The organism is Rhizobium sp. SRI_017 (assembly GCF_057586295.1).
In genome coordinates, this window is record NZ_JBYCZP010000002.1 from 151,017 (window position 1) to 175,073 (window position 24,057).

A 24,057-nucleotide genomic window follows, 5' to 3' on the forward strand; every position below is an offset into this window, starting at 1 on the left:
TGAGGACAGAACAATGGCAGAAAGTGAAATTCGCGGCCAAACCGATCCCGGCCAGTTGGCGGCCCTGATCGTGCGTGCGGCCGGCGATACCAATGCCAAAAGCGGCCTGCCGCCGGTAGAGCGCTGGAATCCGCCCTTCTGCGGCGATCTCGACATGGAGATCCGCTCCGACGGTACATGGTTCTATATGGGCACGCCGATTGGCCGGCAGCCGCTCGTTCGGCTGTTCTCCACGGTCTTGAGGAAAGATGACGATGGCAAGACCTATCTGGTCACGCCTGTGGAGAAGGTCGGTATCCGCGTCCAGGACGCGCCTTTCGTCGCGGTCGAGATGGCCGTGAGCGGGGAAGGGGATGAGCAGAAATTGACCTTCCGTACCAATGTCGGCGACGTGGTGGAGGTGGGGCCGGAGCATCTCCTGCGCTTTGAAATCAAGGGCGAGAACGATGAGTTAAAGCCCTATCTTCACGTCCGTGGCAATCTTGAAGCATTGGTTTCGCGGCCGGTCATGTATGATCTGGTCGAACTCGGCGTACACGTGGAAATCGAGGGCGTTTCGATGTTTGCCGTCCACTCTGGCGGCATACTGTTCCCTGTCATGCGGTCGGACGAACTGGAAGCGCTGTCGAAATGAGCCTGTTCACCGCTACCGATTTTCGCCAGCGGGCAGAGGCCCATCTCGGCGCCGAGCCCGGCGACTACACGCTCTTCGGCGATTATCGCCTCAATGCCGGCATGCAGACAGCGCTTCACGGCATAAAGCTTCGTGATGCTGCGGTGCTGGTCGGCGTGGTCGAAGATGACGAGGCGCATGTCATCCTCACCAAGCGACAGGACAGCCTGCGAAGACATTCCGGCCAGATCGCCTTTCCGGGCGGCAAGATCGACGGCGACGAGGGCCCCGAGCTTGCAGCGATCCGCGAGGCGGAGGAAGAGATCGGGCTCGCGCGCCATTTCATCGACGTAATCGGCACGATGCCGCAGATACCCGTCCTCTCCGGGTTTCGCATCACGCCGGTACTGGCGACGATTCGCCCGGGCTTTATACTCGATCCCAATCCGGACGAGGTGGAACACGTCTTCAAGGTGCCGTTGTCCTTCCTCATGGATCCACTCAACCACGAGCAGGATGTCTGGGAGCGCGGCGGCGCGCATCGGCGCTTTTACGTCATGCCCTATGAGGGCTGGCGCATCTGGGGTATCACCGCCGGCATCATCCGCTCGGTTTACGAAAGGCTTTATGAATGACCTCGGTCGCTGATCAGGATTGGTTCAGGGTGCCCGGCCTGATCCGCGTGCTCGACCTGCTGAACCACGATGGCGAGGCGCGGGTCGTCGGCGGCGCTGTGCGCAACAGCCTGATGGGACTGCCGGTCTCCGATATGGACATCGCTACAACTCTGCTGCCTGAAGCGGTGCAGGCGCGCGCGGAAGCGGCAGGCATCAAATGCGTGCCGACGGGCATCAAGCACGGCACGGTAACGCTGGTCGTCGACGGACACCCTTATGAGGTGACCACTCTTCGCCGTGATGTCGAGACCGACGGTCGTCACGCCCAGGTCGCCTTTACCGATGACTGGCGGGCCGATGCCGAGCGCCGCGACCTCACGATCAACGCGCTCTATGCCGACAAGAATGGCCTCGTACATGACTATGTCGGCGGGGTCGAGGATATCGGCAAGCAGAATATCCGCTTCATCGGCAATGCCTCCGAGCGCATCGCCGAGGACCATCTCCGCATTCTTCGCTTCTTCCGCTTCTTCGCACATTACGGTCGCGGCCGGCCCGATGCCGAGGGCATCAAGGCGAGCGCGACCGCCAAGGCCAAGATCAAGACCCTGTCGGCCGAGCGCATCTGGGCCGAGATGAAGAAGTTGCTCTCGGCCAAGGATCCGTTCCGGGCGCTGCTCTGGATGCGTACTGCCGGCGTGCTGACCGTCGTGCTACCGGAGACCGAGAAGTGGGGCATTGATTTCACGCCCGGGCTGATCGAAGCCGAAGGTCGCTTCGGCTGGAAACCGGACCCTATGCTCAGGCTTTCGGCGATCATCCCCACCGATGTCGAACGCATCGAAGCGATGGCGGCCCGACTCAAGCTGTCGACCGCCGAACGCGCAGCGCTCACGGACTATGCCGAATTCCCGCCGATCAGCGACGACATGTCCGGTGCGCAACTCGACCTGCTTCTCTATCGCCACGGCAACAGTGGCGCGATCGGGCGCCTGAAGATGGCGCTGGCAAAGGCTTCGGCCGGTGGGGACGAGGATGCCGAGACGCTGGCAAAAGTCGGGCGGCTGTCGACCTTGCTCGATCGGAGCATCAAGTGGCAGAAGCCGGCCATGCCTGTGAAGGGCGCGGATCTGATCGCCGCGGGCTTCAGCGCAGGGCCGGAAATCGGAGAAAAGCTTGCGGCGCTCGAAGAGCGCTGGATCGCATCGCAGTTCAAGCTGGGCAGGGACGAACTCCTGAAGGGGCTCAAGCATTAATCGCCCCAGCGGGTTCCGCTGTATAGACTCTGGCTTCCGCTACAGCGATGCAGCAGTGATCGCAGTGTCGGACCCTCAGGAACGCGAATGCAATTTGCCCGGCTGATTGCCGCCGTCAAACGGCAATGCATACCGGTCCACCAGAGCTTCGGCACAGGCCTCCTCGCCTATGCCGACTCTCGTGATCTCACTTCTGCAGATAATCGGGCAGGGCCCAGCTCTGGAAGCAGGCAGAGTCTTCGCTGTCCTGCGCGTTATCATTGTCGGCCTCGATCGGGCGCTCCCGTTCGAACCAGGAAATGCGCTCGATGAAGCTCAGCGTCGCAGGGTCGCGAGCCTTGTCTTCGGCGGATTTTGGGGTGTGCATGTCATTCCAATGTTCCATGATCAACTCCTCCAGTCTCTCAAGAACTGAAGCGAATCATAGCATGAGTTGAATTAGAAGGACATTAAAATGCCGTAAGATTCAGTGGTTTGTGCGGTAATGCGGTTTATCGCTTGCGCTTCGTCAATCAGGGCCAGCGCACTACCGGAGGCAACGACGACAGGATCGACTCGACATTGCCGCCGGTCTTCAGCCCGAAGGTCGTGCCGCGATCATAGAGCAGGTTGAACTCGACATAGCGGCCGCGGCGGATGAGCTGCTCGTCGCGCTCGTCCTCGGTCCAGGGCTTGTCGAAATTGGCGCGGACGATCTTGGGATAGACCAGCGCAAAGGCGCGTCCGACATCACGGGTGAAGGCGAAATCGGCCTCCCAGCCACCCTGGTCGTCGGGCGAGTGCTGCCAGTCATAGAAAATGCCGCCGACACCGCGGGACTCGTTGCGATGCTTGAGGAAGAAGTACTCGTCGCACCACGCCTTGTAGCGGGGATAGTCTGCGACGGGATGGCGCGAGCAGGCAATCTCCATCGCCTTGTGAAACAGGACGGTGTCGGAATCCTGCTGCGTCCGTCGTGCGTTCAGCATCGGTGTCAGATCCGCGCCGCCGCCGAACCAGTGCGAGGAGGTGACCACCATACGGGTGTTCATATGCACGGTCGGCACATGCGGATTGACGGGGTGAGCGATCAGCGAAATTCCCGACGCCCAGAAGCGCGGATCTTCGGCTGCGCCGGGGATCTGCTGGCGGAACTCCGGGGAGAATTCGCCATAGACCGTCGAGGTATGGACTGCCGCCTTCTCGAAGACGCGGCCCTCCAGCATCGACATGGTACCGCCGCCGCCATGGCCGTCCTCGCGCAGCCATTGCTTGCTGCGGAAGCGGCCAGCCGGATAGTTCGAAAGGGGGCCGGTGAGCTGGTCTTCCAACGTCTCGAACTCGCTGCAGATGGCGTCGCGCAGGCTCTCGAACCATTGGCGGGCGCGCTCCTTCTTGTCTTCGATATCGGAGGGCAGGCCCTTGGGTAGGTTCGGTCTTTCCATTTCGTCCATCATGTCAGGCATTCATCACCGCGCATGTAGCAAGCGGGCCGTTCGAGCGAAAGGGAAAATCAACCATGTCTTCAATCCGAGCCGAAGAGGTCGGATTTAGCCTTGCGTGTTAAAAGTTTACTAAAACATCCGGACTAGACCGGGTATGAGCCGCGAACTGCACGCATGCATGGCAGACCACGCACTTTGCTGCCGCAGCTCGGATGGCAGATTTTGAAATAGAGGGCGTAGTCCTCCGCGACCGACGGATGACGGCCTAGATTGGGCGTATTGATGTTGTTTGAGTTGTTGGCGAGACGCAGACAGGACTCGGGAACCGGCGATGCCGGGCGCTCGACGTCGGCTGATGACCTGCTGCTCTCCACCTCGGACAAGATCGACGTGATCCAGGCGCTGGCGTCCTACAATGCCCGCCGCGTCAAACAGATGATCCTGGCGATCAATGCGCTGATCGTCATGTCGATCATCAACAATCTCATTTTCGATCGCGGGCTGTGGCTGAGCCTTGCCGCAGGCGCCGTGTTCTGCGTGCTGTTTCTCGCGCGCCGCTATTACGACACCGACCGTCCGTCGGCCGCACAGTTCATCTTCCTCTGGACGATCTTCGGAGCGGTGAGCTACATAACCTGGGCCGGCGACGGCCTGCGCGACCAGATCATCCTCGGCAATTCGATTTCGCTCGTCTTCGCCGCCATCCTTGCCACGCCGCGGCACTTCCTCATCATGTATGTGGCGGTGATCCTCAACACCATTGCGCTCGGCCTCGCCAATGAGTTCGGCTGGGTCGACTACTCCCACTTCGCCTTTGACTGGTCGAATGTCGGCGATGCGACGATGCTCTATTCGGTGACGGCCGTGACCGTCTTCATCCTCGCCTATGACATGCGCCAGCTTCTTGCGCGCTACAACAAGGAATACCGCAAGGCCAAGGCTTCGGAAGACGAGATCTTCCGCCTCGCCAACCACGACACGCTGACCGGCCTGCCGAACCTGTTCATGGCCGAAAAGAAGTACCGCGACGAGATCTCCGGCCGCCATGGCCCCCGGGCCAGCGTGCTGATGGTCGGCCTCGACAATTTCAAGGCCGTCAACGACTCGCTCGGCCATGTCTTCGGCGACAATGTGCTGAAGATGATTTCCACGCGTCTCGCCGACGTCGCAGACGATGCCTTCCTGTTCCGTGTTGGCGGAGATGTGTTCGGATTGATGAGCACGGAGGCGATCACGCCCGAGGATCTTGCGGCTTTGGCCGATCGGGTGCAGAAGCGCGTCTCGGCACCGCTCGAGGCTGGTGGCCACGTTATCATGCTGACCTGCTCGCTCGGCGGCGCCATTCGCGCCGATGGATCGGTAACCTTCGAACATCTGCGCCGCGAAGCCGATATCGCGATGTATCGTGCCAAGAGCGTCGCGCCCAATACATTCAAGCTGTTCGACGAGACAATGAACAGCCAGGTTCTGGCCTCCGCCTCGATTGCGGCGCAATTGCGCAGCGCGCTCGAAAAGGAGCAGTTCAGGCTCTATCTGCAGCCGAAGATCGACTTAGAAAGCGGCCGCGTGCGCGGCGCCGAAGCCCTGTTGCGCTGGTTCCCGGAGGAAGGGCAGCCGCCGGTTCGTCCTGATATCTTCATCCCCGTGGCAGAAGATACCGGCATGATCATCGAGATCGGCGCCTGGGTCATTCAGCAAGCCTGCATGCAGTGCAAGCACATGCAGTCGCTCGGTCACAAGGACTTCGTGATCGCGGTCAACATCTCGGCGATCCAGTTCAAGCGCGGCACGCTGGAAAGCATCGTCATGGATGCGCTGGCCGAGAGCGGCATCTCGCCGGAATCGCTGGAACTCGAACTCACCGAGTCGCTGCTCCTCGAAGACGAATACGACATCAAGGGCCAGATCAGCCGTCTGTCGGCTCAGGGCGTGTCCTTCTCGGTCGACGACTTCGGCAAGGGCTATTCCAACCTCGGCAATCTCGGCAAGTTCGACGTGACCACGCTCAAGATCGACCAGTCCTTCGTCTTTGCGATGTTCGACAGCGCCCAGGACCTGGCTCTGGTGGAAGCCATCGTTCGCATGGCCAAGGCGCTCGGCCTCAAGATCGTGGCGGAAGGTGTCGAGACCCAGCGCGCGGCCTCGATGCTCTCCCTCTTCGGTGTCGATTCCGGTCAGGGCTACTACTGGTCGAAGCCGCTGCCGATGGATGACTTCATCGGCTATCTCGGCAATTGCGAAGGCGGCAAGGCGAAGTCCGCCTGAGCCTAAAATCCTGTCTGCCTTAGGGCCTCTCCGGCGATCATTGCCGCCGACATCGCGATATTGATGGACCTCTGGCCCGGTTGCATGGGGATCAGTACACGGCCATCCGCGATTTCATGGACCTGATCCGGCACGCCGGCGCTCTCCCGGCCAAAGAGCAGGATGTCGTCCGGTCGGTAGGTGAAATCCGTGTAGATCTCTGCTGCCTTGGTGGAGCCCAGGATAAGCCGCCGCCCACTTTCACGCCGCCAGGCCTCGAAATGACTCCAGTCGAGATGCCGTCGCAGCGTCACAGCGGACAGATAGTCCATGCCGGCACGGCGCAGATTGCGATCCGACATGTCGAAACCTGCAGGCTCGATCACCTCGACCGTCAGCCCGAGGCAGGCGGCTAGCCGCATAATGGTCCCGGTATTGCCGGCAATGTCGGGCTGGTAGAGGGCGATTGAGAGCAGGGGCATGTTGAACTTGGCTCAGTAAGTTGGACGGTGCTGATGTGCCCGATCGGCAACATTGCCGAACTCACATGCCCATATTTTGATCTTGTTCAAGATCGGCACTGGCGAAAGATTGAAAACCGGTCTATCCAAGGCCATCTCAAACGCGAAGGAACGGGAGGGCAAACGATGCATATTCTGACAGTATCACGCCTTCTCCGCTGGATGATGCCACGCGCATTCTGACATTCCACGGATCTTTCGCCCCTTCCTTTTAGTTCACCGGTCGATACTGACGCCGTTTGGCTTCACCCATCTGGTATCCCCGGTTTCTTCTCGACGAGCCGCCCCTTGCGCCGGCTCCGCCCCCGGAGAGTTTCGCATGTACGCCTGGTTCGAATCTCGCGTGAATCCTTATCCTTCCGAGGAGCCCACGCGCCCGCCGGAAAGGCTCTTTCCGTTCATATGGCACTATTCGCGGCCGGTCGTCGGCTGGCTCGCGTTGATGACCGTGCTGACGGCGGCCATCGGTGTCGGCGAAGTGATGCTGTTCAACTTCCTCGGTCGCATTGTCGACTGGCTGTCGAAGGCCAATCCCGAGACCTTTTTGCGGGATGAGGCAAGCACGCTGTGGGCTATGGGCATCTTCACGCTCGTCGGCCTGCCGCTGCTGGTCATGGCCCAATCGACGATCATCCACCAGGTGCTGCTCGGCAACTATCCGATGATCGGCCGCTGGCAGATGCATCGCTATCTGCTCAGGCAGAGCATGAACTTCTTCGCCAACGAGTTTGCCGGCCGCGTCGCCACCAAGGTGATGCAGACGTCGCTCGCCGTACGCGAAGTGGCGATGAAGATCCTCGACGTCTTCGTCTATGTGCTGAGCTACTTCATCAGCATGTTCGTCGTCGTCGGTGTTGCCGACTGGCGGCTGATGATGCCGCTGGCTTTTTGGGTCGCCGTCTATTCTTCGCTGCTCTGGTACTTCATCCCGCGCATGCGCCGGACGTCTCAGTTGCAGGCGGACACGCGGTCGATGATGACTGGTCGCGTGGTCGACAGCTATACCAACATCGCCACCGTAAAGCTCTTCTCCCATGCCGGGCGCGAAGAAAGCTATGCGCGGGAGGGCATGGATGCGTTTCTGAACACTGTCCACATGCAGATGCGGATGGTGACGACGTTCCATGCCTTCGTCTACGCCAACAACGCCGTTCTCTCCTTCCTGATCACCACTCTGTCGATCTGGTTCTGGACGGCTGGCACGATCTCGACAGGAGCGATCGCCATCGCGATCGCACTCTCGCTCCGGATCAACGGCATGTCGCAATGGATCATGTGGGAAGTGTCGGCGCTGTTCGAGAATATCGGCACTGTCTATGACGGCATGGCAATGCTGTCGAAGAAGCAGGACATCCGCGATGCCGCAGATGCCAAGCCGCTTGAGGCGAAGACGGGCGGTATCGAGTTCGACCGCGTCGGGTTCCACTATGGCAAGACCGGCAAGAGCGTGATCGACAGCATTTCACTCAGTATCGCACCTGGCGAAAAGGTCGGCGTTGTCGGCCGCTCCGGTGCCGGCAAGACGACGCTGATGAATGTGCTGCTCCGGTTCTACGACCTCGAATCGGGCCAGATCCGCATCGATGGGCAGGACATTTCCAAGGTGGCGCAGGACAGCCTGCGTGCCCAGATCGGCGTGGTCACGCAGGATACGTCGCTGCTACATCGCTCGGTGCGCGACAACATTGCCTATGGCAAGCCGGACGCTACGGATGCCGAGGTGATTGCCGCCGCCAAGCGTGCCAATGCCTGGGAATTCATCGAGACGCTTGTCGACCCCAATGGTCGCAAGGGCCTCGATGCCCAGGTTGGCGAACGCGGCGTGAAGCTCTCGGGCGGCCAGCGCCAGCGCGTCGCCATCGCCCGCGTCTTCTTGAAGGACGCGCCGATCCTGGTGCTCGACGAAGCGACCTCGGCGCTCGATTCCGAAGTCGAGGCGGCGATTCAGGAAAATCTGTTCAAGCTGATGGAAGGCAAGACGGTGATCGCCATCGCCCATCGCCTCTCGACGCTGACGGAAATGGACCGCCTGATCGTGCTCGACAAGGGTGCGATCTGCGAGGAGGGCACGCATGGCGAACTCGAGGCTGCCGGCGGAATCTACGCCGACCTGTGGGCCCGCCAGTCCGGCGGCTTCATTTCGGCTGATGCGCTCGAAGCGGAGGCCGAGGAACGTGAGCCGGTCGGCATGAGGCGGCGGCGGCGTGATGAGGATGATGAAGAAGACGAGGCGGAAGCCGCGGAGTAGGAATGGGGGCGCCGGGGCCAACCCGGCGCCTATTCCTTCCGCTTGTCAGGAGACATCAGTTGGCATGATGGCATCGGATCCAGCGATGCTGGGTTCCGCCAGCGATCAGGTTGGATTTCATTGTACAGTCGGTGGTGTTTCGTCAAATTGGCCGCGGAAACGACGGTCGCTGACGTGCCGCATAAATCTACGGTGCCGCCATGCAGAAGCGGCCGGTCCCAATCGAAGGGAACCTCGCCCCAGTACAATGTGACAGGCTGGATATCGGCGTCGCGCACGAGGACGATCTCGCACAGCGTATCGCGAAACATGAATGCCCTCTTGTGTCGGAAGCGCTTCAAAGGCACCGGGCGAAAATCACCTTCGATCACATCAAATGCGGCCAGGTTTTCACTGCGATAGATCAAGTCGATATCTTTGTGTTGCCAAGGCTCACGAAGGCCAAGAAGCTCTGCCGCCCAGCCTCCAAACACGTCGCATTGTATGCCGTAGACCCGTAGCGTCTCCAGAACGGCAGCGAGCGTTTCCCGTGTGTTCGCCACTGCGTTGCAGGCCTCTTCCGCTGGCGTGTCATTCGGCCGCGTGTGTCTTTTCGTCGACATTCTCGGCGGAGAGGCGGCGGATAGTCAGGCCGAGGCCGAGCGACTTCAGAACGGCGATTGTCGATTTCAATGAAGGATTTCCCTCTTCGCTAAAGGAACGATAGAGCGCTTCGCGAGCGAGGCCGGTGTCGCTGGCGACCTTGGTCATGCCTTTGGCGCGGGCGGCGATGCCGAGCGCGTGGACTATGTAGGAAGCGTCGGCATCTTCCATCGCATCTTTGACGAAATACTCGATTGCTTCATCGGTTTCGAGGAGGCTAGCGAGATCAAGAGGAAGAAATTTTTCTGCCATTATTCGCTCCAGCCCTTCGCGATCGCTTTTGCACGTTGGATATCACGCTGTTGCGTTGACTTGTCTCCGCCCCACAGCAGCAAGATGATCTGCCGCCCTCGAACCTGAAAATATACTCGATAGCCCGGGCCGTGGTGGATGCGGATCTCGCTGATACCTTCGCCTACCGGCTTTGCATCACCAATATTGCCTAACTCGAGCCTAGCCAGTCTTGCTGTGATCGCTGCTTTCGCTATGTCGTCTCTCAGATTAGCAAGCCACGCCTTGTATTCAAAGCTGTAGAGCAATTCATACATATCGTAACCTATAAGTCACAAGATATCAATTTAGTTCATCCTCGATATGTACGCGGATAATATCTTCGAACGACGCGTCCGCCGTGAACCCCAGCGATTCGGCGCGGCCAGCGTCAAACCGCGTCGCCCAGCCCGCGACGATGCGCATGATCGTCTCATCAGGCTCGCGGCGGATCAACGCCACCGCCTTGTCGCCTGCGATCTTCCTCAGCGCCTCGATCTGTTCGGCGACCGTCGCAGAGACGCCTGGCATGGTGAGGTTGCGACGCGGGCCGATGCGGGTGGCGTCCATGTTGGCCGCGTGGAGGAGAAAGCCAACGGCGGAGCGGGGCGAGGCGTGCCAATGGCGCACTGTGTCCGGCACCGGCAGGATCGCCTCCTTGCCGACAAGCGGTTCGCGGATGATGTTGGAGAAGAAGCCTGACGCAGCCTTGTTCGGCGTGCCGGGTCGCACGCAGATCGTCGGCAGGCGGATGCCGATGCCGTCGACGAAACCCTTCCGGCTATAGTCGGCGAGCAGAAGCTCGGAGATTTCCTTCTGTGTGCCGTAGCTGGTGAGGGGTGTGTGGAAATATTCCTCGGGGATCGTCTCGGGGAAGGGCGCTCCGAAGACCGCGATGGAGGACGTGAAGACAAGTCGTGGCAGGTAGGCGTCTGCTGCACCGGCGGCGCGGATCGCTTCGAGAAGATGCCGCATGCCGTCCATGTTGACCCGGTAGCCCTTGTCGAAATCCTGCTCGGCCTCGCCGGAGACGATCGCCGCGAGGTGGAAGATGACGTCGGGGCGGGCCGCCACCAGCTTGTCGATCTCGGAGCGGGCCGACAGGTCTCCGGCCTGGATGATCGTTTCGCCCTTGAAATCTGCGGGACGGTCGGCCGCGACAACATCGGCCAGCAACAGCGACGACACCGCCTGGCCCCGGAGTACGCCTTCAGAGACGAGACGTTGGGTGAGTTTTCGGCCGACCATCCCGGCCGCTCCGATGATCGCAATCTTCATGAAACCTCCCGACAAAATGTCGCGCAGTGTTGGCCGAACTTTTGGGCCAGTACAAGTGTATGGACATCGAGTTCCGTACGCAGTCGCACTTTGCCTGAGGGTCGAATAGTTCTATGGAAGCATCATGTTGATCAGCCGCATCCTCTCCAGCTTCGAGCGCTGGATCGATCCCTTCGCCAAGAAATCCGATTTCCAGCCGCCGGCGACGGCGCTTCGCTTCATCTGGTTCTATGTCTCGCAGGCCAAGGCCGCCTTCTTCGCCATGCTCGTCATCGGCGGATTGGTCGCCATGTTGGAGGCGTCGCTTTTCTGGTTCACCGGCCGGATCGTCGACATGCTCGACGGCGCCGACCGGGCCGCCGGCTGGAGCGGCCTGATTGCCGTCCACGGCAACCAGTTGATGATGATGGTGCTGGTGATCGCAGTTGGCCGCTTCATCGTCGTCTCGCTGACCGCTTTGCTGGAAGAGCAGACGATCGTGCCGGGCTTCTTCAGCCTTGTCCGGTGGCAGAGCCATGCGCAGGTCTCGCGTCAGTCGATGACCTTCTTCCAGAACGACTTTTCCGGCCGCATCGTCGCCAAGGTCTGGGCGGCGGGGCAGGCGACGGGCGATCTGATGGTCATGCTCCTGCAGGTCGCCTGGTTCATCCTCGTCTACGCGCTGACCACGCTGTCGCTGGTCGCGAGCCTCGATTGGCGGCTGGGGATGGTCATCATCGTCTGGTTCGCGGCTTTCGGTCTGATCGCCCGCTATTTCGTTCCGCGAATTCGCCGGCATGCCAAGGACACGGCCGAGGCGTCCTCGATGCTGAACGGCCGACTGAACGACTCCTATGCCAATATGCAGACGCTGAAACTCTTCGGTCGTGAGGACGAGAACGACCGCTATATACGCGACGGCTTCGAACAGTTCTACAATTCGGTGGTTCCCTTCACCCGCCACCTGACCGGCGTGCGCGCCTCGCTTGGGCTGCTGTCAGGCTTGATGATCGCGAGCATGGCGATCTTGTGCGTCGCGCTCTGGCTCGACGGCGAGATCTCCACCGGCGCGGTCGCCTTCACCCTCGGCCTGGTGCTCAGGCTCAACATGCTGCTCGGCAGGCTGATGACGCAGTTCAACGGCATCATGCGCAATATCGGTACGATCCAGAATTCCGCCGACCTTATCTCGCAGCCGGTTGGCTTGTCCGATCGCCCCGGCGCCGACGAATTGCAGCTCAGGGAGCCCTCGGTCCGCTTCGAGAACGTCACCTTCAACTACGGCCGCGGCGGCGGCCTGATCGAGGATCTCTCCCTTGATATCCGGCCCGGCGAGAAGCTCGGCATCATCGGCCGCTCGGGCGCGGGCAAGTCGACGCTCGTGAACCTGCTGCTGCGTTTTTATGACGTCGAGGGCGGCCGCATTCTGGTCGGCGGACAGGACATCAGGGACGTACGCCAGGAAAGCCTGCGCGGCGGCATCGGCATGGTGACGCAGGATACGGCGCTGCTGCACCGCTCGATCCGCGACAATATCCTGTTCGGCAAACCCGAAGCGACGGATGCCGAGATGATGCGCGCCGCCGAGGAGGCGGAAGCGCATCAATTCATCATCGCCCAGCAGGACTATCGCGGCCGACAAGGTTACGACGCCCATGTCGGCGAACGCGGCGTCAAACTGTCAGGCGGCCAGCGCCAGCGCATCGCCATCGCCCGCATGCTGCTCAAGGATGCGCCAATCCTCGTTCTCGACGAGGCCACGTCCGCGCTCGATTCGGAAGTCGAGGCCGCAATCCAGCAGAATCTCGAGAAGCTGATGCAGGGCAAGACCGTCATCGCCATCGCCCACCGCCTCTCGACCATCGCCCATCTCGACCGACTGGTGGTGATGGACCGCGGCCGGATCGTGGAGGAGGGCAGTCATGTTGAGCTCCTCGACCTCGGCGGCATCTACGCCGACCTCTGGGCCCGCCAATCCGGCGGCTTTATTGCGGCGGATAGGTAATGGTCAGATCCTGATGCCAGATCTCTGCGATCAGCCCGAAATGGTTGGAGCCGTATGTCTCGGGCAGTGTCGTCAGTGATTTGAACCGCAGCGGATCCCCGACGAACATATGATCGATCGCCATGCCGATGGTCGGTGCCGCCACGGGCCAGGTGGGCGGTTCTCGATCGGCGGTGCGGAGCGTCGTATCGGTCAGGAATCGGCGTAGGTCTGGTGTCAGGATCGAGGCATTGTAGTCGCCCGCAACAACGTAGGGGCCGGGATTGCGCGTTGCGAATTCCTTGATGTGGTCGGTGACCAGCTTCAGTTCGATCGCATGGATGTTGTCGAAATAGGGCTTCGTCGTATGGACATTGGCGAAGTTGATGCGGTTGCGGCCGAATTGGATCGAGGCAAGCATCAGGCGGTCGCGATAGAGCGGGCTGGCCGTCTTCACTTCACCGGCAAGGATCGGCGTTTTCGACCAGAGCGATTGGTCGCAGGTGACGGTCTGGGCGCCGCAGCCGAGGCGGTAGGGATAGGCAACTTTGATGCGATCGATATGCGGGCCGAGCGGGGCTGATTCCTGGATCATCACCACGTCCGCGCCCGAAGCGATCATTGCGTCGGCGATCTTGCCGCCATTCTCGAAGGAATTGTCGCCCATGATGTTGAAGGACATCACCTTGAGGTCGGTGGGGTAGCTTGGTGGTGGTGCCGGCGGATCCTGCTTGAAGTCTGACAGCATCGTATAGCCATGATAGCCGATGCCGAGTGCGGCGATTACCAGCAGGCTCGCGACAGCATTGCGATTGAGTATCCAGGCAATCGCCGCGAGAGCAGCCGCGATGGCCGCACCCTGGATCTGGAAGCTCGCAAATGTGAAGAACAGCCAGTGACTGCTGACATATCGTCCGGCGAGGGCGGCGATGAGCAGGAAGGCTATGGTTCCGATGATGGTGGAGAGGTTCTTCATGGCGGCCCGTCCGTCGATACCGGCTTAGGCGCTACCATGTCAGCCTGCGCCTTGCAAACCATGTGGACAACTCCGGCGGATGCGTGGTCGGGTGCTCTGCGGCATGGGAAATCGAGGTCTTTTTGACAGAATCCAAAGACGAGAGTTGCCGTCGTTTCGTGGCCCACGCTTTTCCCGCGACATTGTGCCCACATCCCCTTGCCAACACTGGACATAATCTGCAATCAAGCTTAGAACGCGCCCGAAAGTAGGGGATTCCGTGGCCGCATTGTGGCTGCGCAATAGCCTGATATTGACGAGCATTACGACATATTCGCGCAAGGGGATGAGATGGCCGTGAGCGGACACGACACGACAAGCGGGGAAGGGGGCGGCCCGACCCGCCGCGATTTTCTCTATCTGACGACAGGCATGGCGGGCGCGGTCGGTGCCGTGGCCGTAGCCTGGCCGTTCATTGACCAGATGCGCCCCGACGCTTCGACGCTTGCCATGGCTTCGATCGAAGTGGATGTATCCGCGCTCGAACCGGGCATGTCGCTGACCGTCAAGTGGCGCGGCAAGCCGGTGTTCATCCGCAACCGCACCCCGAAGGAAGTCGAGGAGGCCAATGCGGTTCCGCTCGATGATCTCAAGGATCCGGTGGCGCGCAACGCCAATATCGCGGCCGACGCAACGGCGACCGACGTCGACCGCTCAGCCGGCAAGGACAAGGAAAACTGGATCGTCATGATCGGATCCTGCACCCATCTCGGCTGCGTTCCGCTCGGCCAGGCCGGCGATTTCGGCGGATGGTTCTGTCCCTGCCACGGCTCGCACTACGATACGGCGGGCCGTATCCGCAAAGGTCCTGCGCCTATGAACCTTCCGGTTCCGGTGTTCTCCTTTGTGTCCGATACAGTCATCAAGATCGGTTAAGGGGGCACCTGATCATGAGCGTTGAACATACTTCGGCTTACGAGCCGCGAACCGGCGTTGAAAAGTGGGTCGATTCCCGCTTGCCTCTGCCACGGATGATGTACGATTCCTTCGTCGCCTATCCGGTCCCCCGCAACCTGAACTTCGCCTATACCTTCGGCGCCATGCTGTCGGTGATGCTGGTGGTGCAGATCCTGACCGGTGTCGTGCTGGCGATGCACTATTCGTCGCACGTCTCGGTGGCCTTCTCCTCCGTCGAAGGCATCATGCGCGACGTGAACCAGGGCTGGCTGCTGCGCTACATGCATGCCAACGGCGCGTCCTTCTTCTTCATCGCGGTCTATCTCCACATTGCCCGCGGCCTCTATTACGGCTCCTACAAGGCGCCGCGCGAAATTCTCTGGATCCTCGGCGTGGTGATCTACCTGCTGATGATGGCGACCGGCTTCATGGGCTACGTTCTGCCCTGGGGTCAGATGTCCTTCTGGGGCGCGACCGTCATCACCGGCTTCTTCTCGGCCTTCCCATTGGTCGGCGAATGGATCCAGCAGTTCCTGCTCGGCGGCTTTGCGGTCGACAATCCGACGCTGAACCGCTTCTTCTCGCTGCACTACCTGCTGCCCTTCATGATCGCCGGCGTCGTCGTACTGCATATCTGGGCGCTGCATGTGGTCGGCCAGACCAATCCGACGGGGGTCGAGGTCAAGTCCAAGACCGATACCGTGGCCTTCACGCCTTATGCGACGATGAAGGATGCGCTCGGAGTTGTGATCTTCCTGATGATCTACGCCTGGTTCGTGTTCTATCAGCCGAACTTCCTGGGCCATCCGGACAACTACATCGAAGCCAACCCGCTGAAGACCCCGGCCCACATCGTTCCGGAATGGTATTACCTGCCATTCTACGCGATGCTCCGCGCGATCACCTTCAATGTCGGGCCGATCGACTCCAAGCTCGGCGGCGTGCTCGTGATGTTCGGTTCGATCATCATCCTGTTCTTCCTGCCCTGGCTCGATACGTCGAAGGTTCGCTCCGCGGTCTACCGTCCGTGGTACAAGCTGTTCTTCTGGATCTTCGTTGCCAACGCGATCATGCTGGGCTGGCTCGGTGCCAAGCCGGCGGAAGGCCTCTACGTTGTGCTGTCGCAGCTCGGAACGCTGTATTACTTCTCGTTCTTCCTCATCATCATGCCGCTGCTCGGGCTTCTCGAGACGCCGCGTCGCCTGCCGAACTCGATCACCGAAGCGGTGCTCGAGAAAAGTGCCAAGGCGTGAGTGAGACGGCTTAGAGGATAGAAAAATGAGAAAGCTTTTCACGAGCATCGTTCTGGCCGCGGCCGTTACCGGCTTTGGCTTTGCCTCCGCGCAGGCGGCCGAAGAGGCGCATGACCTCAAGACCGAGGTCGAGCACGCCATTCAAGGCGGCCACTTTCCGGTCCTGAAGCCGAAGGAAGAGAAATGGACCTTCGGCGGCCTGTTCGGCAAGTATGACAAGGCCCAGCTGCAGCGCGGCCTGAAGGTCTACAAGGAAGTCTGTTCGGCCTGTCATTCCATGAAGCGTGTGGCCTTCCGCACGCTCGAGGATCTCGGCTACAACGAGGCCCAGGTGAAGGCCTTTGCCGCCGAATACGAAGTGCAGGACGGCCCGAACGGCGATGGTGAAATGTTCACCCGCAAGGCGGTTCCGTCCGACTACTTCCCATCGCCCTTCCCGAACGACGAAGCTGCGGCTGCGGCCAACGCTGGTGCCGCTCCGCCGGACTTCTCGCTCATCGCCAAGGCACGCGGTGTCGAACGCGGCTTCCCGCAGTTCGTCATAGACATGTTCATTCCCTACCAGGAAGGTGGCCCTGACTACATCCATTCGCTGCTGACCGGTTATCAGGAGCCGCCGGCTGGCGTTGAGGTGGCTGAAGGCACGCACTTCAACCCGCATTTCGTGGCCGGCATCTCGCTCGCCATGGCCCCGCCACTGTCCGATGATCAGGTGACCTATGACGATGGTTCGCCGCAGACGCTCGACCAATACGCTCGGGACGTCTCGGCCTTCCTGATGTGGGCGGCCGAGCCGCATCTCGAAGAGCGCAAGCGGATGGGCTTCATGGTCATCATCTTCCTGCTGGGCCTTACGGCTCTCGTGTGGATGACCAAGCGCGCGATCTACGCGGGCAAGGATCACTGATCACTTCGCACTTCCATGAAAAGGCGGCCCGGTGCCGCCTTTTTTGCTGTCAGGGGACAAGCTTGTTGCTATGTTCGCCCGTCATCCAACAACGGAAAGCCATATGACCACCGTCAAGGAAAGCCTGCTCGCTGCGATCCGCACGATCCCCGATTATCCCAAGCCCGGCATTCTCTTCCGCGACATCACCACGCTCCTCGGCAATCCGCAGGCCTATCGCCGCGCGATCGACGAGTTGGTGCATCCCTATGCCGGTACCAAGATCGACAAGATCGCCGGCATCGAGGCGCGTGGCTTCATCCTCGGCGGCGCAATGGCGCACCAGCTTTCGGCAGGCTTCATCCCGATCCGCAAGAAGGGCAAGCTGCCGCATGAGACCGTGCGCATCGCCTACAGCCTGGAATACGGGCTGGACGAGATGGAGATGCACAAAGACGCGGTGCAGCCCGGCGAGAAGGTCATTCTCGTCGACGACCTGATCGCGACCGGCGGCACAGCCGAGGGCGCGACCAAGCTGCTGCGCCAGATGGGTGCCGACATTGTCGCGGCCGTCTTCGTTATCGACCTGCCGGATCTCGGCGGCCGCAAGAAGCTCGAGGCGCTTGGGGTGACTGTCAGGACATTGATCGAATACGAAGGGCATTGAGGAGGACGTCATGGGGAGGAAGGCACTGATATTCTGGGGCGGCTGGGACGGGCACACGCCTGACCGCAGCGCGGCTGTCGTGAACGAAATGCTGACGGCGAACGATTTTGCCGTCGATGTCCATGCGGGCACCGCGATCCTCGCTTCGGCTGATCTTCTGTCCTACGACCTCATCGTTCCCATGGTCACCATGTCGGCGATCGAGAAACCTGAACTCCAGGCCTTGACCAAGGCGATCAGCGAGGGCATCGGCCTTGCCGGTTTCCATGGCACGATGGGTGACTCGTTCCGCAACGAGACCGAGTACCAATTCATGGTCGGCGGCCAATGGGTCTCGCATCCTGGTAACATCATCGACTACACGGTCGAGGTCACCCGGCCGGATGATCCGATCATGCAGGGCGTGGGCGATTTCCCCTATCGCTCCGAGCAATATTACATGCATGTCGATCCTTCGAACGAGGTGTTGGCGACAACGACCTTCTCGGGCGAGCATCTCGGCTTCATCAAGGGTGTCGTGATGCCTGTCGTGTGGAAGAAGCGCTACGGCAAGGGCCGGGTCTTCTATTCCTCGCTCGGCCACACCGCGGATGAATTCGCCGTGCCGCAGATGCGGACGATTTTCGGCCGCGGCGCGCTGTGGGCGGCCCGGTAGAGCGAGCAATAAATCACTTGCTCAACGAGACAGACCCCGCAACGAAGTTGCGGGGTATTTGCATGGCAGCGGCGGCCTCACATCACCCAATCAGAACGACAGTGTCGCGGCGCCGGCCTTGATTTCGGCGTGCATCGCGCTGGCGCCGATGATGATTACACCATCCATGAGATCAGCCTGCTCATAGCCGCGCGATTTCACGCAAGGTGGGCAGGCCCAGATCGTGCCGCCGCGCTTCATGAAGTCGTCCATCAGGGCCGCGAGCGGTTCGAGCGGGGCGACTTGCGTCATGCGGTTGCCACCTTTGCGGACGAGATCGATGGCCGTGCTGGTGAGAAACAACGAGACCTTGAGGCCCGCAGTAATGCCGCCATTGGCGATGGTTATGGCGACCGACGAGAGTTCGGAGTCGATGCCCTTGGTCAGGAGTACGACGAGATTTTCGGTGGTGTTCTGCATGGTTCAAACCTTCCGTGTTTGCGTTATGCCGGAAGTGTAGGGGGGTGATGACGTCACGTCTTTGGCCGCAGGTCCATCAGTTTTGATCGAAAGTCCAAAAGGCGGGTCAGGATGGCGAAGGAAGCTTGGCGTGTTCAGGACGTCTCCTCGATCCGCCGTGCTTCGGCCGGCAATACCGAGAGTTCGCGCCAGTCGATCTCCTCGAGCAGCAGATTGTATTCGTCGATATTGACCCGGTTTTCGGCGCGGAGTTGTTCGAGCAGTTCGCGCTGCGCCATCACGGCTTTCAGCGCCAGCTTGCGATATTTTTCGAACGGATGGGTCCGCTCCGGGTCGTGGATCGCCTGTTGCTCGAGTCGGAAGACGGTGCGGAGCAGCTCGGCCTCGGGATGCTCGAAGCCGTCGAGCTTGGAGAGCGCCGCCGTGGCAAGCTCCGCGCGCAGGCCCGTCAGTTCGCTGATACCCTTGTCGTGGAAGTCGAGGCCGAGAAGGCGTACGAGATAGGAGAGCGTGAGGCCCTGGATCACCAAGGTGGCCAGCACGACGGCGAAGGCCGCGAGCACGACCATGTCGCGCTCCGGGAAATCCGCTGGCAGTGCGAAGGCGGTCGCCAGCGTGACCAGTCCTCGCATGCCGCACCAGCTTGCGAGGATCGCCTGCCTGATCGTGGCGGGCTCCGGCCGACCTCTTCGTCGCGCGACATAGGCGTTGATCCTGTTGAAGCCGACGCAGACGACGAAGCGGGCGATGATGACGATTGTGACGACAAGGGCAGCAAAGATGATCGACTCCTGCAGCCGCGCGCCGCTCATGTCCGCGACGATGCTGCGCGCCTGCATGCCCATCATCAGGAAGGCCACGACATTGAGGACGAAGACGACCACCGTCCAGACGGCGTAGGACTGGACGCGCATGCGCGCCGATGTGCGCACGGTGTTGCGGCCGGCGATCGTCATGGCGCAGGCCACGACCGCCAGCACGGCCGACAGTTCGAGCCATTCGGCGATGATCCAGAGCAGAAAGGTCTGCACGAATTGCAGCAGGTTGCCGCCCAGGGTGTCGGCGACATAGCGGTTCAGCCAACCCATCGCATAGGCCGCAGCCACGCCGAGCAGGATGCTGCCCGGCGCGGCGGCCGTCAGATGCAGGGCGACTGACGTATCGACCCCACCGGCCGACTGCACTGATAGCGCCGCGCCGAAGATCAACAGGGCGGCAGCATCGTTGAACAGGCTCTCACCGCGCAGCACCGTGTCGGTCGACCGCGGAATGGCCATGGAGGAGAGGACCGCAGTCGAGGCGGCGGCGTCGGGCGGTGCGACGATGGCGCCAAGCACGATCGCGGCGGCGAGCGGCAGGCCGGCAAAGGCCCAGCCGAGATAGGCGACCGCCGCCGCCGTCACCACCACGCCGCCGATGGCGAAGACGACCAGCGGCACCCAGAAGCGCCGCGCGATTCCCAGCGGGAAGTCGAAAGCTGCGTCCATCAGCGCCGGGGCGATGAAGAGTGCCAGCGCGATATGCGGGTCGAAGTTGAAAGAGGGCGTGCCAGGTATCAGAGCAATCAGCACGCCGGCCATCGCCAGCATGGACGGGTAGGGTATCGACAGACGACGTGCGACCTGCAGCAGGATGATCGCGATCAACATGAGGAGCAGAAGGCTTTCGAAGAAATTCATGCGACACCCCCTGCTGCTGCCTGCGGTTTGCATTCTCCAGGCGAGACTAGTCGAACTCCACGACGCTGCCATCCATCGAGTAGACCAGCTCGCCCCGCTGGTTCACGCCCGCATAGCTTATGTCGACGAGGTTGCGACCCGGACGGTTCGGAATGGGCCGGTCGCCGTTGAAGCGCATGAAATAGGTAATGGTGTCGCCTGCATGGACGGGCTTGAGCCATTTGAGATTTTTGAATCCAGGCGAAGGGCCGAATTTCGGCGGGGTCTCGCCACGCGCCATGACCTCGCGCGCCTGGCGCTCAATGGCCGCGACATTGCACTTCATCATCGCTGCGGAGACGTGCCAGCCCGAGGCGCAGAGGCCGCCGAGAACCGACTCCTTCGCGCGCTCCGCATCGAGATGAAAATATTGCGGATCGAATTTCTTTGCGAACGTGATGATCTTCTCGGCCGTGAATTCGAAGCTGCCGATCTCGATCTGCTCGCCGACCGACATCAGGTCCCGGACTTTCATGCTGCCGCTCCCGCACGCATGCGCACCATGAAGGGATGTTCCATCGCCAGCACCAGCTCGCCGCGCTGATTGAGGACCTCATGCCGCAGCCGCACGACGCCGAGGCCGGGACGCGAGCGCATCGGCCGTGCCTCGAGTACCGTGATGCTGCCGGCGAGTGTGTCGCCTGCCAGCACCGGCTTCCGCCATTCGTTGAAATCCACGCCCGGCGAGCCTTCGCCCGCGCTATGCTGCAGGATCGTATCGAAGAACAACCGCATGACGATCGAGCAAGTGTGCCAGCCCGAGGCCGCGAGGCCGCCGAGGATGCTCGCCTTGCCCGCCTCTTCGGAGAGATGAAAGGGCTGCGGATCGAATTCGGAAGCGAATTCTATGATTTCCGTAGCCGTTATCTCCCTGGGCGCATGATGGAATACCCGGCCGGGTGTGAAATCTTCGAGCCAATATCGGATTTCGGTCATTTCAGATTGCAACTTGCCTTGTGGAATGGTCTGCCGGAGAAAAGATGTTTCGCAAGGGGCTTGCAAGTGAAATTTGACCTCAGCGACTGGCAAAGCCGCCAGGCACGACTGCTCCCCATTCTTCATGATGCCGCAGCGGCAGGCCTCATTCCCGGCGACGGAACGGCGAAGCTCGGCGAGTTCCTGCTCGGCCGCGGCGTCGATGTGTCATCCGTCCCCGTTGTCGGCAATCCTTCCGGCACCGGCCTGGATACGCCGCGTGCGAGCGAACCGGCCTCGCCGGTCGAGGAGAGCGAGACTCCAAGATTCATCCGCGGCTTCCACGATATCCTGATCACAATCGGTATCATTGTTGGCCTCGTTGGCCTCGGCGGCCTCGCCTCCGTCTATGCCGTGATCCCTGCCGCGATCGTGCTGGCCGAGATTCTCGTGCGGCGCCAGCGGCTGGCGCTGCCTGCGGTGACGTTGACCGCCGCTGTCGCAATTGCAGCGTCGATCGGCATGGTCCCGGCCTGGGACGGATTGTCGGAGGCCTATCAGGACTGGATCCCGCCGGGTATCTTTGCGACGATCTCGGTGGTCGGCTTCCTCGTCTACTGGCGCTACAAGGTGCCGTTGGCGCTGGCAGGCGGGCTGGTCACTCTCTACGCAACGGTGGTCTTCAGCGCGGGTCTCGGCATGCGCTGGATGAGCGGCAATCCAGCCTTCTTCGAGACGCGACCGACGGTGCTGGTCGGCTTCCTCGGCCTGTTCGCCCTCCTTGTCTTCGGCACCGCGCTACGCTTCGATTTCGCCGACCGCCATCGCGTGACGCGCCGCTCGGATGTGGCGTTCTGGATGCATCTCGCGGCAGCGCCCGCGATCCTCTACACGATCATGGCGCAGATCTATCTCGGCAATCAGAAGGACTGGTTCTCGACCGATACGACCGTCTGGCAGGCGTCGGCCATCGTCGGCGCGGTGGTGCTGCTCATGCTGATCGGCATCGTTCTCGACCGCCGCGCGTTCGTGACCTCGGGCCTGATCTCGTTCGGCTATGCCTTCAAGGTGCTGTTGACCGAAGGTGGCTTCGCCAAGCTCGCGGCGTCGACCGACACGCTGGTCTTCATCACCTTCCTTGCCATCGGCATCGTCGTTCTGTCGCTCGGCATCGGCTGGCAGCCGCTACGGCGCCTGATCCTGGGTAATCTGCCCAATGGTTTGCGGGAACTCGTCCCGCCAGTGAGAGGCTAGGCTGCCGCGATATTCCGCCCGAGATTGATGCCCGCGCTCCAGAGAGCCGTGGCATTGATGGGGATATCTGTGGCGGGACAGATCATGCCTGACATCAGGTTGAAGAGTTCGCCAGGTGTTTTGACGCCAGCCGTATTGTCAGGGAAGTAGAGCATCCCCTTGGCGCTCGTGCCAGTGAAAGGAGTGCTCACCCTTGCGACCGGCGGCTCGACGAATTCCGGCGTGAAGTCCGCAAGGAACCGACCGCCTTGCCAGGAACGGAGAGCCTCGCGGATGTCTGCGACGATCGTTTCGAAGTCCTCGCGGTTGCGATAGAGGCTGCAATTCCTGGTCAGTGCGCGGACGAGGTTTTCCTCGTGGCCCTCCTGCTTCATACCGATCTTCCGGGTCAACCAGTGCTGGATGACATAGATGCATGCGGTCATGCCGTGCCATGTGCGGAAGGGCATGTCGCTCATCCATTCCGCCTCGTTGAGGTCCCAGCCCTGCTCCTCGTTGAAGGTGCGTTGCGCTGTTCGTTCAGCGGCGAGCTTGCCCGTCATGACGGAATTCGAAAGCGGGCAGGCGCCGAGGATTGAGAAGGGGCGCTCGGAATGAATGAAGGTCTCGCCGAGCAGGATCGACTTGAAGGCCAGTTCATAGTCGACAACCGGGAATTCGAAGACACGGCCGTTGCCGAGCGTCCGGATCCGGTCGAGCAGCGACCGCGACAGGGCGCCGTGATAGATCGAGAAGCCGCTGAGCGGCACATGGCTCGCTCCCTCCCACATGAAGGCCTTGCGAACGAGTGCTTCCTTCGACATGCGGCTTACCCGGCTGCCCAGCGAAATTGCGATGGAGCGGGCAGGGCTGCCCGGCGTCGGCCAGATGTAGTTCGGCCCGGTCCAGGCGATGGCATCGGGCTGGATGGCTCGTTCGAGATTGAGGATGAAGCCGGCGAGATCTGGATCGATGTGGTCGTCATCGCCGATGAACGCGACATAGCGGCCGGTCGCGGCCCTGATCGCGCGTTCCCAATTGTCCATCATCGACAGCGTCTTGCCCGTCGCAGGCAGGTAGTGGACGCGCGGATCAGCAAGGCGATCGACCATGAAGTCGTCCATGATCGAGCCGTCATCGGAATTGTCGGCAAACACGAATTCCACATCCGGCCGAAGCGACGCCGTCAGCGCCCGGATCGTCTCCTGGAAATAGACCTGCCGGTTGCGGGAGGGAACGCAGATGGAAAGGGTGGGTGTCGACATGGCAGGCCTCGTTTGCCG

At 61.2% G+C, this 24,057-nt stretch carries 25 protein-coding genes; 12 read left to right on the forward strand and 13 right to left on the reverse strand.

From position 1 onward, the window contains the following. The first annotated feature begins 13 nt into the window (after positions 1–13). From AC2YI2_RS05515 to AC2YI2_RS05525, 3 genes are read left to right on the forward strand one after another with little or no spacing between them, the layout of a single operon-like run. Positions 14–634 (forward strand): DUF1285 domain-containing protein, encoded by a 621-nt coding sequence (locus AC2YI2_RS05515; RefSeq protein ID WP_487385437.1) that lies wholly within the window; start codon positions 14–16, stop codon positions 632–634. Further along, the gene (locus AC2YI2_RS05520) at positions 631–1,248 is read left to right on the forward strand and encodes a CoA pyrophosphatase (protein ID WP_487385438.1); all 618 of its coding nucleotides are present in this window, start codon (positions 631–633) and stop codon (positions 1,246–1,248) included. Before AC2YI2_RS05515 ends, AC2YI2_RS05520 begins: the two co-directional genes overlap by 4 nt. Further along, on the forward strand, positions 1,245–2,486 hold the full coding sequence (locus AC2YI2_RS05525; protein ID WP_487385439.1) for a CCA tRNA nucleotidyltransferase: 1,242 nt from the start codon (positions 1,245–1,247) through the stop codon (positions 2,484–2,486). Before AC2YI2_RS05520 ends, AC2YI2_RS05525 begins: the two co-directional genes overlap by 4 nt. 187 nt (positions 2,487–2,673) lie before the next feature. Here AC2YI2_RS05525 and AC2YI2_RS05530 read toward each other — a convergent pair whose 3' ends face one another. Then, entirely contained in the window at positions 2,674–2,871 is a 198-nt protein-coding gene (locus AC2YI2_RS05530; protein ID WP_487385440.1) for a hypothetical protein, read from the reverse strand. Between the two features lie 127 nt (positions 2,872–2,998). Further along, positions 2,999–3,910, reverse strand: coding sequence for an oxygen-dependent coproporphyrinogen oxidase (gene hemF / locus AC2YI2_RS05535; RefSeq protein ID WP_487385441.1), 912 nt, complete (start codon positions 3,908–3,910; stop codon positions 2,999–3,001). A 297-nt stretch (positions 3,911–4,207) separates the two neighbouring features. On the opposite strand from hemF, the gene AC2YI2_RS05540 reads away from it, so the two are divergent. Then, entirely contained in the window at positions 4,208–6,175 is a 1,968-nt protein-coding gene (locus tag AC2YI2_RS05540) for a putative bifunctional diguanylate cyclase/phosphodiesterase (protein WP_487385442.1), read from the forward strand. Between the two features lie 2 nt (positions 6,176–6,177). On the opposite strand, the gene AC2YI2_RS05545 is transcribed toward AC2YI2_RS05540, so the two are convergent. Then, a complete protein-coding gene (locus AC2YI2_RS05545; RefSeq protein ID WP_487385443.1) occupies positions 6,178–6,636 on the reverse strand; it encodes a tRNA (cytidine(34)-2'-O)-methyltransferase in 459 nt (152 codons plus the stop codon). 358 nt (positions 6,637–6,994) lie between these two features. On the opposite strand from AC2YI2_RS05545, the gene AC2YI2_RS05550 reads away from it, so the two are divergent. Next, complete coding sequence (locus AC2YI2_RS05550) at positions 6,995–8,923, forward strand: ABC transporter ATP-binding protein (RefSeq protein WP_487385444.1); 1,929 nt, start codon at positions 6,995–6,997, stop codon at positions 8,921–8,923. Positions 8,924–8,952: 29 nt separating this feature from the next. Here AC2YI2_RS05550 and AC2YI2_RS05555 read toward each other — a convergent pair whose 3' ends face one another. From AC2YI2_RS05555 to denD, 4 genes are read right to left on the reverse strand one after another with little or no spacing between them, the layout of a single operon-like run. After that, the gene (locus tag AC2YI2_RS05555; RefSeq protein ID WP_487385445.1) at positions 8,953–9,465 is read right to left on the reverse strand and encodes a hypothetical protein; all 513 of its coding nucleotides are present in this window, start codon (positions 9,463–9,465) and stop codon (positions 8,953–8,955) included. A gap of 28 nt (positions 9,466–9,493) precedes the next feature. Then, positions 9,494–9,817 (reverse strand): addiction module antidote protein, encoded by a 324-nt coding sequence (locus AC2YI2_RS05560; RefSeq protein WP_487385446.1) that lies wholly within the window; start codon positions 9,815–9,817, stop codon positions 9,494–9,496. Further along, positions 9,817–10,113: a type II toxin-antitoxin system RelE/ParE family toxin gene (locus tag AC2YI2_RS05565; protein ID WP_487385447.1), complete on the reverse strand. Its 297-nt coding sequence runs from the start codon at positions 10,111–10,113 to the stop codon at positions 9,817–9,819. The genes AC2YI2_RS05560 and AC2YI2_RS05565 overlap by 1 nt, the downstream gene beginning before the upstream one ends. Before the next feature lie 25 nt (positions 10,114–10,138). Further along, positions 10,139–11,113, reverse strand: a complete 975-nt coding sequence (gene denD, locus AC2YI2_RS05570; protein WP_487385448.1) for a D-erythronate dehydrogenase — start codon at positions 11,111–11,113, stop codon at positions 10,139–10,141. A gap of 124 nt (positions 11,114–11,237) precedes the next feature. Here denD and AC2YI2_RS05575 point away from each other — a divergent pair, with 124 nt between their 5' ends. Then, the gene (locus AC2YI2_RS05575; RefSeq protein WP_487385449.1) at positions 11,238–13,097 is read left to right on the forward strand and encodes an ABC transporter ATP-binding protein; all 1,860 of its coding nucleotides are present in this window, start codon (positions 11,238–11,240) and stop codon (positions 13,095–13,097) included. On the opposite strand, the gene AC2YI2_RS05580 is transcribed toward AC2YI2_RS05575, so the two are convergent. After that, positions 13,078–14,052: an endonuclease/exonuclease/phosphatase family protein gene (locus tag AC2YI2_RS05580; protein ID WP_487385450.1), complete on the reverse strand. Its 975-nt coding sequence runs from the start codon at positions 14,050–14,052 to the stop codon at positions 13,078–13,080. The genes AC2YI2_RS05575 and AC2YI2_RS05580 overlap by 20 nt on opposite strands. Positions 14,053–14,388: 336 nt before the next feature. Here AC2YI2_RS05580 and petA point away from each other — a divergent pair, with 336 nt between their 5' ends. The 5 genes from petA (at position 14,389) to AC2YI2_RS05605 (ending at position 18,449) form a co-directional block, all read left to right on the forward strand. Then, positions 14,389–14,967 carry a ubiquinol-cytochrome c reductase iron-sulfur subunit gene (gene petA / locus AC2YI2_RS05585; RefSeq protein ID WP_487385451.1) on the forward strand — a complete coding sequence of 193 codons (579 nt, stop codon included), beginning with the start codon at positions 14,389–14,391 and terminating at the stop codon, positions 14,965–14,967. Positions 14,968–14,981: 14 nt separating this feature from the next. Further along, positions 14,982–16,241: a cytochrome b gene (locus AC2YI2_RS05590; protein ID WP_487385452.1), complete on the forward strand. Its 1,260-nt coding sequence runs from the start codon at positions 14,982–14,984 to the stop codon at positions 16,239–16,241. Between the two features lie 25 nt (positions 16,242–16,266). Further along, entirely contained in the window at positions 16,267–17,148 is an 882-nt protein-coding gene (locus tag AC2YI2_RS05595; RefSeq protein ID WP_487385453.1) for a cytochrome c1, read from the forward strand. Between the two features lie 103 nt (positions 17,149–17,251). Continuing rightward, the gene (locus AC2YI2_RS05600) at positions 17,252–17,794 is read left to right on the forward strand and encodes an adenine phosphoribosyltransferase (RefSeq protein WP_487385454.1); all 543 of its coding nucleotides are present in this window, start codon (positions 17,252–17,254) and stop codon (positions 17,792–17,794) included. A gap of 10 nt (positions 17,795–17,804) precedes the next feature. After that, entirely contained in the window at positions 17,805–18,449 is a 645-nt protein-coding gene (locus AC2YI2_RS05605; RefSeq protein ID WP_487385455.1) for a ThuA domain-containing protein, read from the forward strand. Positions 18,450–18,539: 90 nt separating this feature from the next. On the opposite strand, the gene AC2YI2_RS05610 is transcribed toward AC2YI2_RS05605, so the two are convergent. From AC2YI2_RS05610 to AC2YI2_RS05625, 4 genes are all read right to left on the reverse strand, one after another. Beyond that, positions 18,540–18,908, reverse strand: coding sequence for a DsrE family protein (locus AC2YI2_RS05610; protein WP_487385456.1), 369 nt, complete (start codon positions 18,906–18,908; stop codon positions 18,540–18,542). 134 nt (positions 18,909–19,042) lie between these two features. Further along, on the reverse strand, positions 19,043–20,587 hold the full coding sequence (locus AC2YI2_RS05615) for a cation:proton antiporter (RefSeq protein WP_487385457.1): 1,545 nt from the start codon (positions 20,585–20,587) through the stop codon (positions 19,043–19,045). Positions 20,588–20,633: 46 nt separating this feature from the next. Next, positions 20,634–21,101: a MaoC family dehydratase gene (locus tag AC2YI2_RS05620; RefSeq protein WP_487385458.1), complete on the reverse strand. Its 468-nt coding sequence runs from the start codon at positions 21,099–21,101 to the stop codon at positions 20,634–20,636. After that, complete coding sequence (locus AC2YI2_RS05625; protein ID WP_487385459.1) at positions 21,098–21,562, reverse strand: MaoC family dehydratase; 465 nt, start codon at positions 21,560–21,562, stop codon at positions 21,098–21,100. The genes AC2YI2_RS05620 and AC2YI2_RS05625 overlap by 4 nt, the downstream gene beginning before the upstream one ends. Positions 21,563–21,628: 66 nt before the next feature. Here AC2YI2_RS05625 and AC2YI2_RS05630 point away from each other — a divergent pair, with 66 nt between their 5' ends. Then, a complete protein-coding gene (locus AC2YI2_RS05630; protein ID WP_487385460.1) occupies positions 21,629–22,795 on the forward strand; it encodes a hypothetical protein in 1,167 nt (388 codons plus the stop codon). Here the strand turns inward: AC2YI2_RS05630 and AC2YI2_RS05635 are convergent. Continuing rightward, complete coding sequence (locus tag AC2YI2_RS05635) at positions 22,792–24,039, reverse strand: glycosyltransferase family 2 protein (RefSeq protein ID WP_487385461.1); 1,248 nt, start codon at positions 24,037–24,039, stop codon at positions 22,792–22,794. The two genes, AC2YI2_RS05630 and AC2YI2_RS05635, sit on opposite strands and share 4 nt — an antisense overlap. Positions 24,040–24,057: the final 18 nt, after the last annotated feature.

Excerpts from the sequence above, each read along its gene's own strand:
- AC2YI2_RS05515 (WP_487385437.1), top strand. The coding sequence starts at position 14 with ATGGCAGAAAGTGAAATTCGCGGCCAAACCGATCCCGGCCAGTTGGCG.
- AC2YI2_RS05520 (WP_487385438.1), top strand. The coding sequence starts at position 631 with ATGAGCCTGTTCACCGCTACCGATTTTCGCCAGCGGGCAGAGGCCCAT.
- AC2YI2_RS05525 (WP_487385439.1), top strand. The coding sequence starts at position 1,245 with ATGACCTCGGTCGCTGATCAGGATTGGTTCAGGGTGCCCGGCCTGATC.
- AC2YI2_RS05530 (WP_487385440.1), bottom strand. The coding sequence starts at position 2,871 with ATGGAACATTGGAATGACATGCACACCCCAAAATCCGCCGAAGACAAG.
- hemF (WP_487385441.1), bottom strand. The coding sequence starts at position 3,910 with ATGGAAAGACCGAACCTACCCAAGGGCCTGCCCTCCGATATCGAAGAC.
- AC2YI2_RS05545 (WP_487385443.1), bottom strand. The coding sequence starts at position 6,636 with ATGCCCCTGCTCTCAATCGCCCTCTACCAGCCCGACATTGCCGGCAAT.
- AC2YI2_RS05550 (WP_487385444.1), top strand. The coding sequence starts at position 6,995 with ATGTACGCCTGGTTCGAATCTCGCGTGAATCCTTATCCTTCCGAGGAG.
- AC2YI2_RS05560 (WP_487385446.1), bottom strand. The coding sequence starts at position 9,817 with ATGGCAGAAAAATTTCTTCCTCTTGATCTCGCTAGCCTCCTCGAAACC.
- AC2YI2_RS05565 (WP_487385447.1), bottom strand. The coding sequence starts at position 10,113 with ATGTATGAATTGCTCTACAGCTTTGAATACAAGGCGTGGCTTGCTAAT.
- denD (WP_487385448.1), bottom strand. The coding sequence starts at position 11,113 with ATGAAGATTGCGATCATCGGAGCGGCCGGGATGGTCGGCCGAAAACTC.
- AC2YI2_RS05575 (WP_487385449.1), top strand. The coding sequence starts at position 11,238 with ATGTTGATCAGCCGCATCCTCTCCAGCTTCGAGCGCTGGATCGATCCC.
- AC2YI2_RS05580 (WP_487385450.1), bottom strand. The coding sequence starts at position 14,052 with ATGAAGAACCTCTCCACCATCATCGGAACCATAGCCTTCCTGCTCATC.
- AC2YI2_RS05590 (WP_487385452.1), top strand. The coding sequence starts at position 14,982 with ATGAGCGTTGAACATACTTCGGCTTACGAGCCGCGAACCGGCGTTGAA.
- AC2YI2_RS05595 (WP_487385453.1), top strand. The coding sequence starts at position 16,267 with ATGAGAAAGCTTTTCACGAGCATCGTTCTGGCCGCGGCCGTTACCGGC.
- AC2YI2_RS05600 (WP_487385454.1), top strand. The coding sequence starts at position 17,252 with ATGACCACCGTCAAGGAAAGCCTGCTCGCTGCGATCCGCACGATCCCC.
- AC2YI2_RS05605 (WP_487385455.1), top strand. The coding sequence starts at position 17,805 with ATGGGGAGGAAGGCACTGATATTCTGGGGCGGCTGGGACGGGCACACG.
- AC2YI2_RS05610 (WP_487385456.1), bottom strand. The coding sequence starts at position 18,908 with ATGCAGAACACCACCGAAAATCTCGTCGTACTCCTGACCAAGGGCATC.
- AC2YI2_RS05615 (WP_487385457.1), bottom strand. The coding sequence starts at position 20,587 with ATGAATTTCTTCGAAAGCCTTCTGCTCCTCATGTTGATCGCGATCATC.
- AC2YI2_RS05620 (WP_487385458.1), bottom strand. The coding sequence starts at position 21,101 with ATGAAAGTCCGGGACCTGATGTCGGTCGGCGAGCAGATCGAGATCGGC.
- AC2YI2_RS05625 (WP_487385459.1), bottom strand. The coding sequence starts at position 21,562 with ATGACCGAAATCCGATATTGGCTCGAAGATTTCACACCCGGCCGGGTA.
- AC2YI2_RS05635 (WP_487385461.1), bottom strand. The coding sequence starts at position 24,039 with ATGTCGACACCCACCCTTTCCATCTGCGTTCCCTCCCGCAACCGGCAG.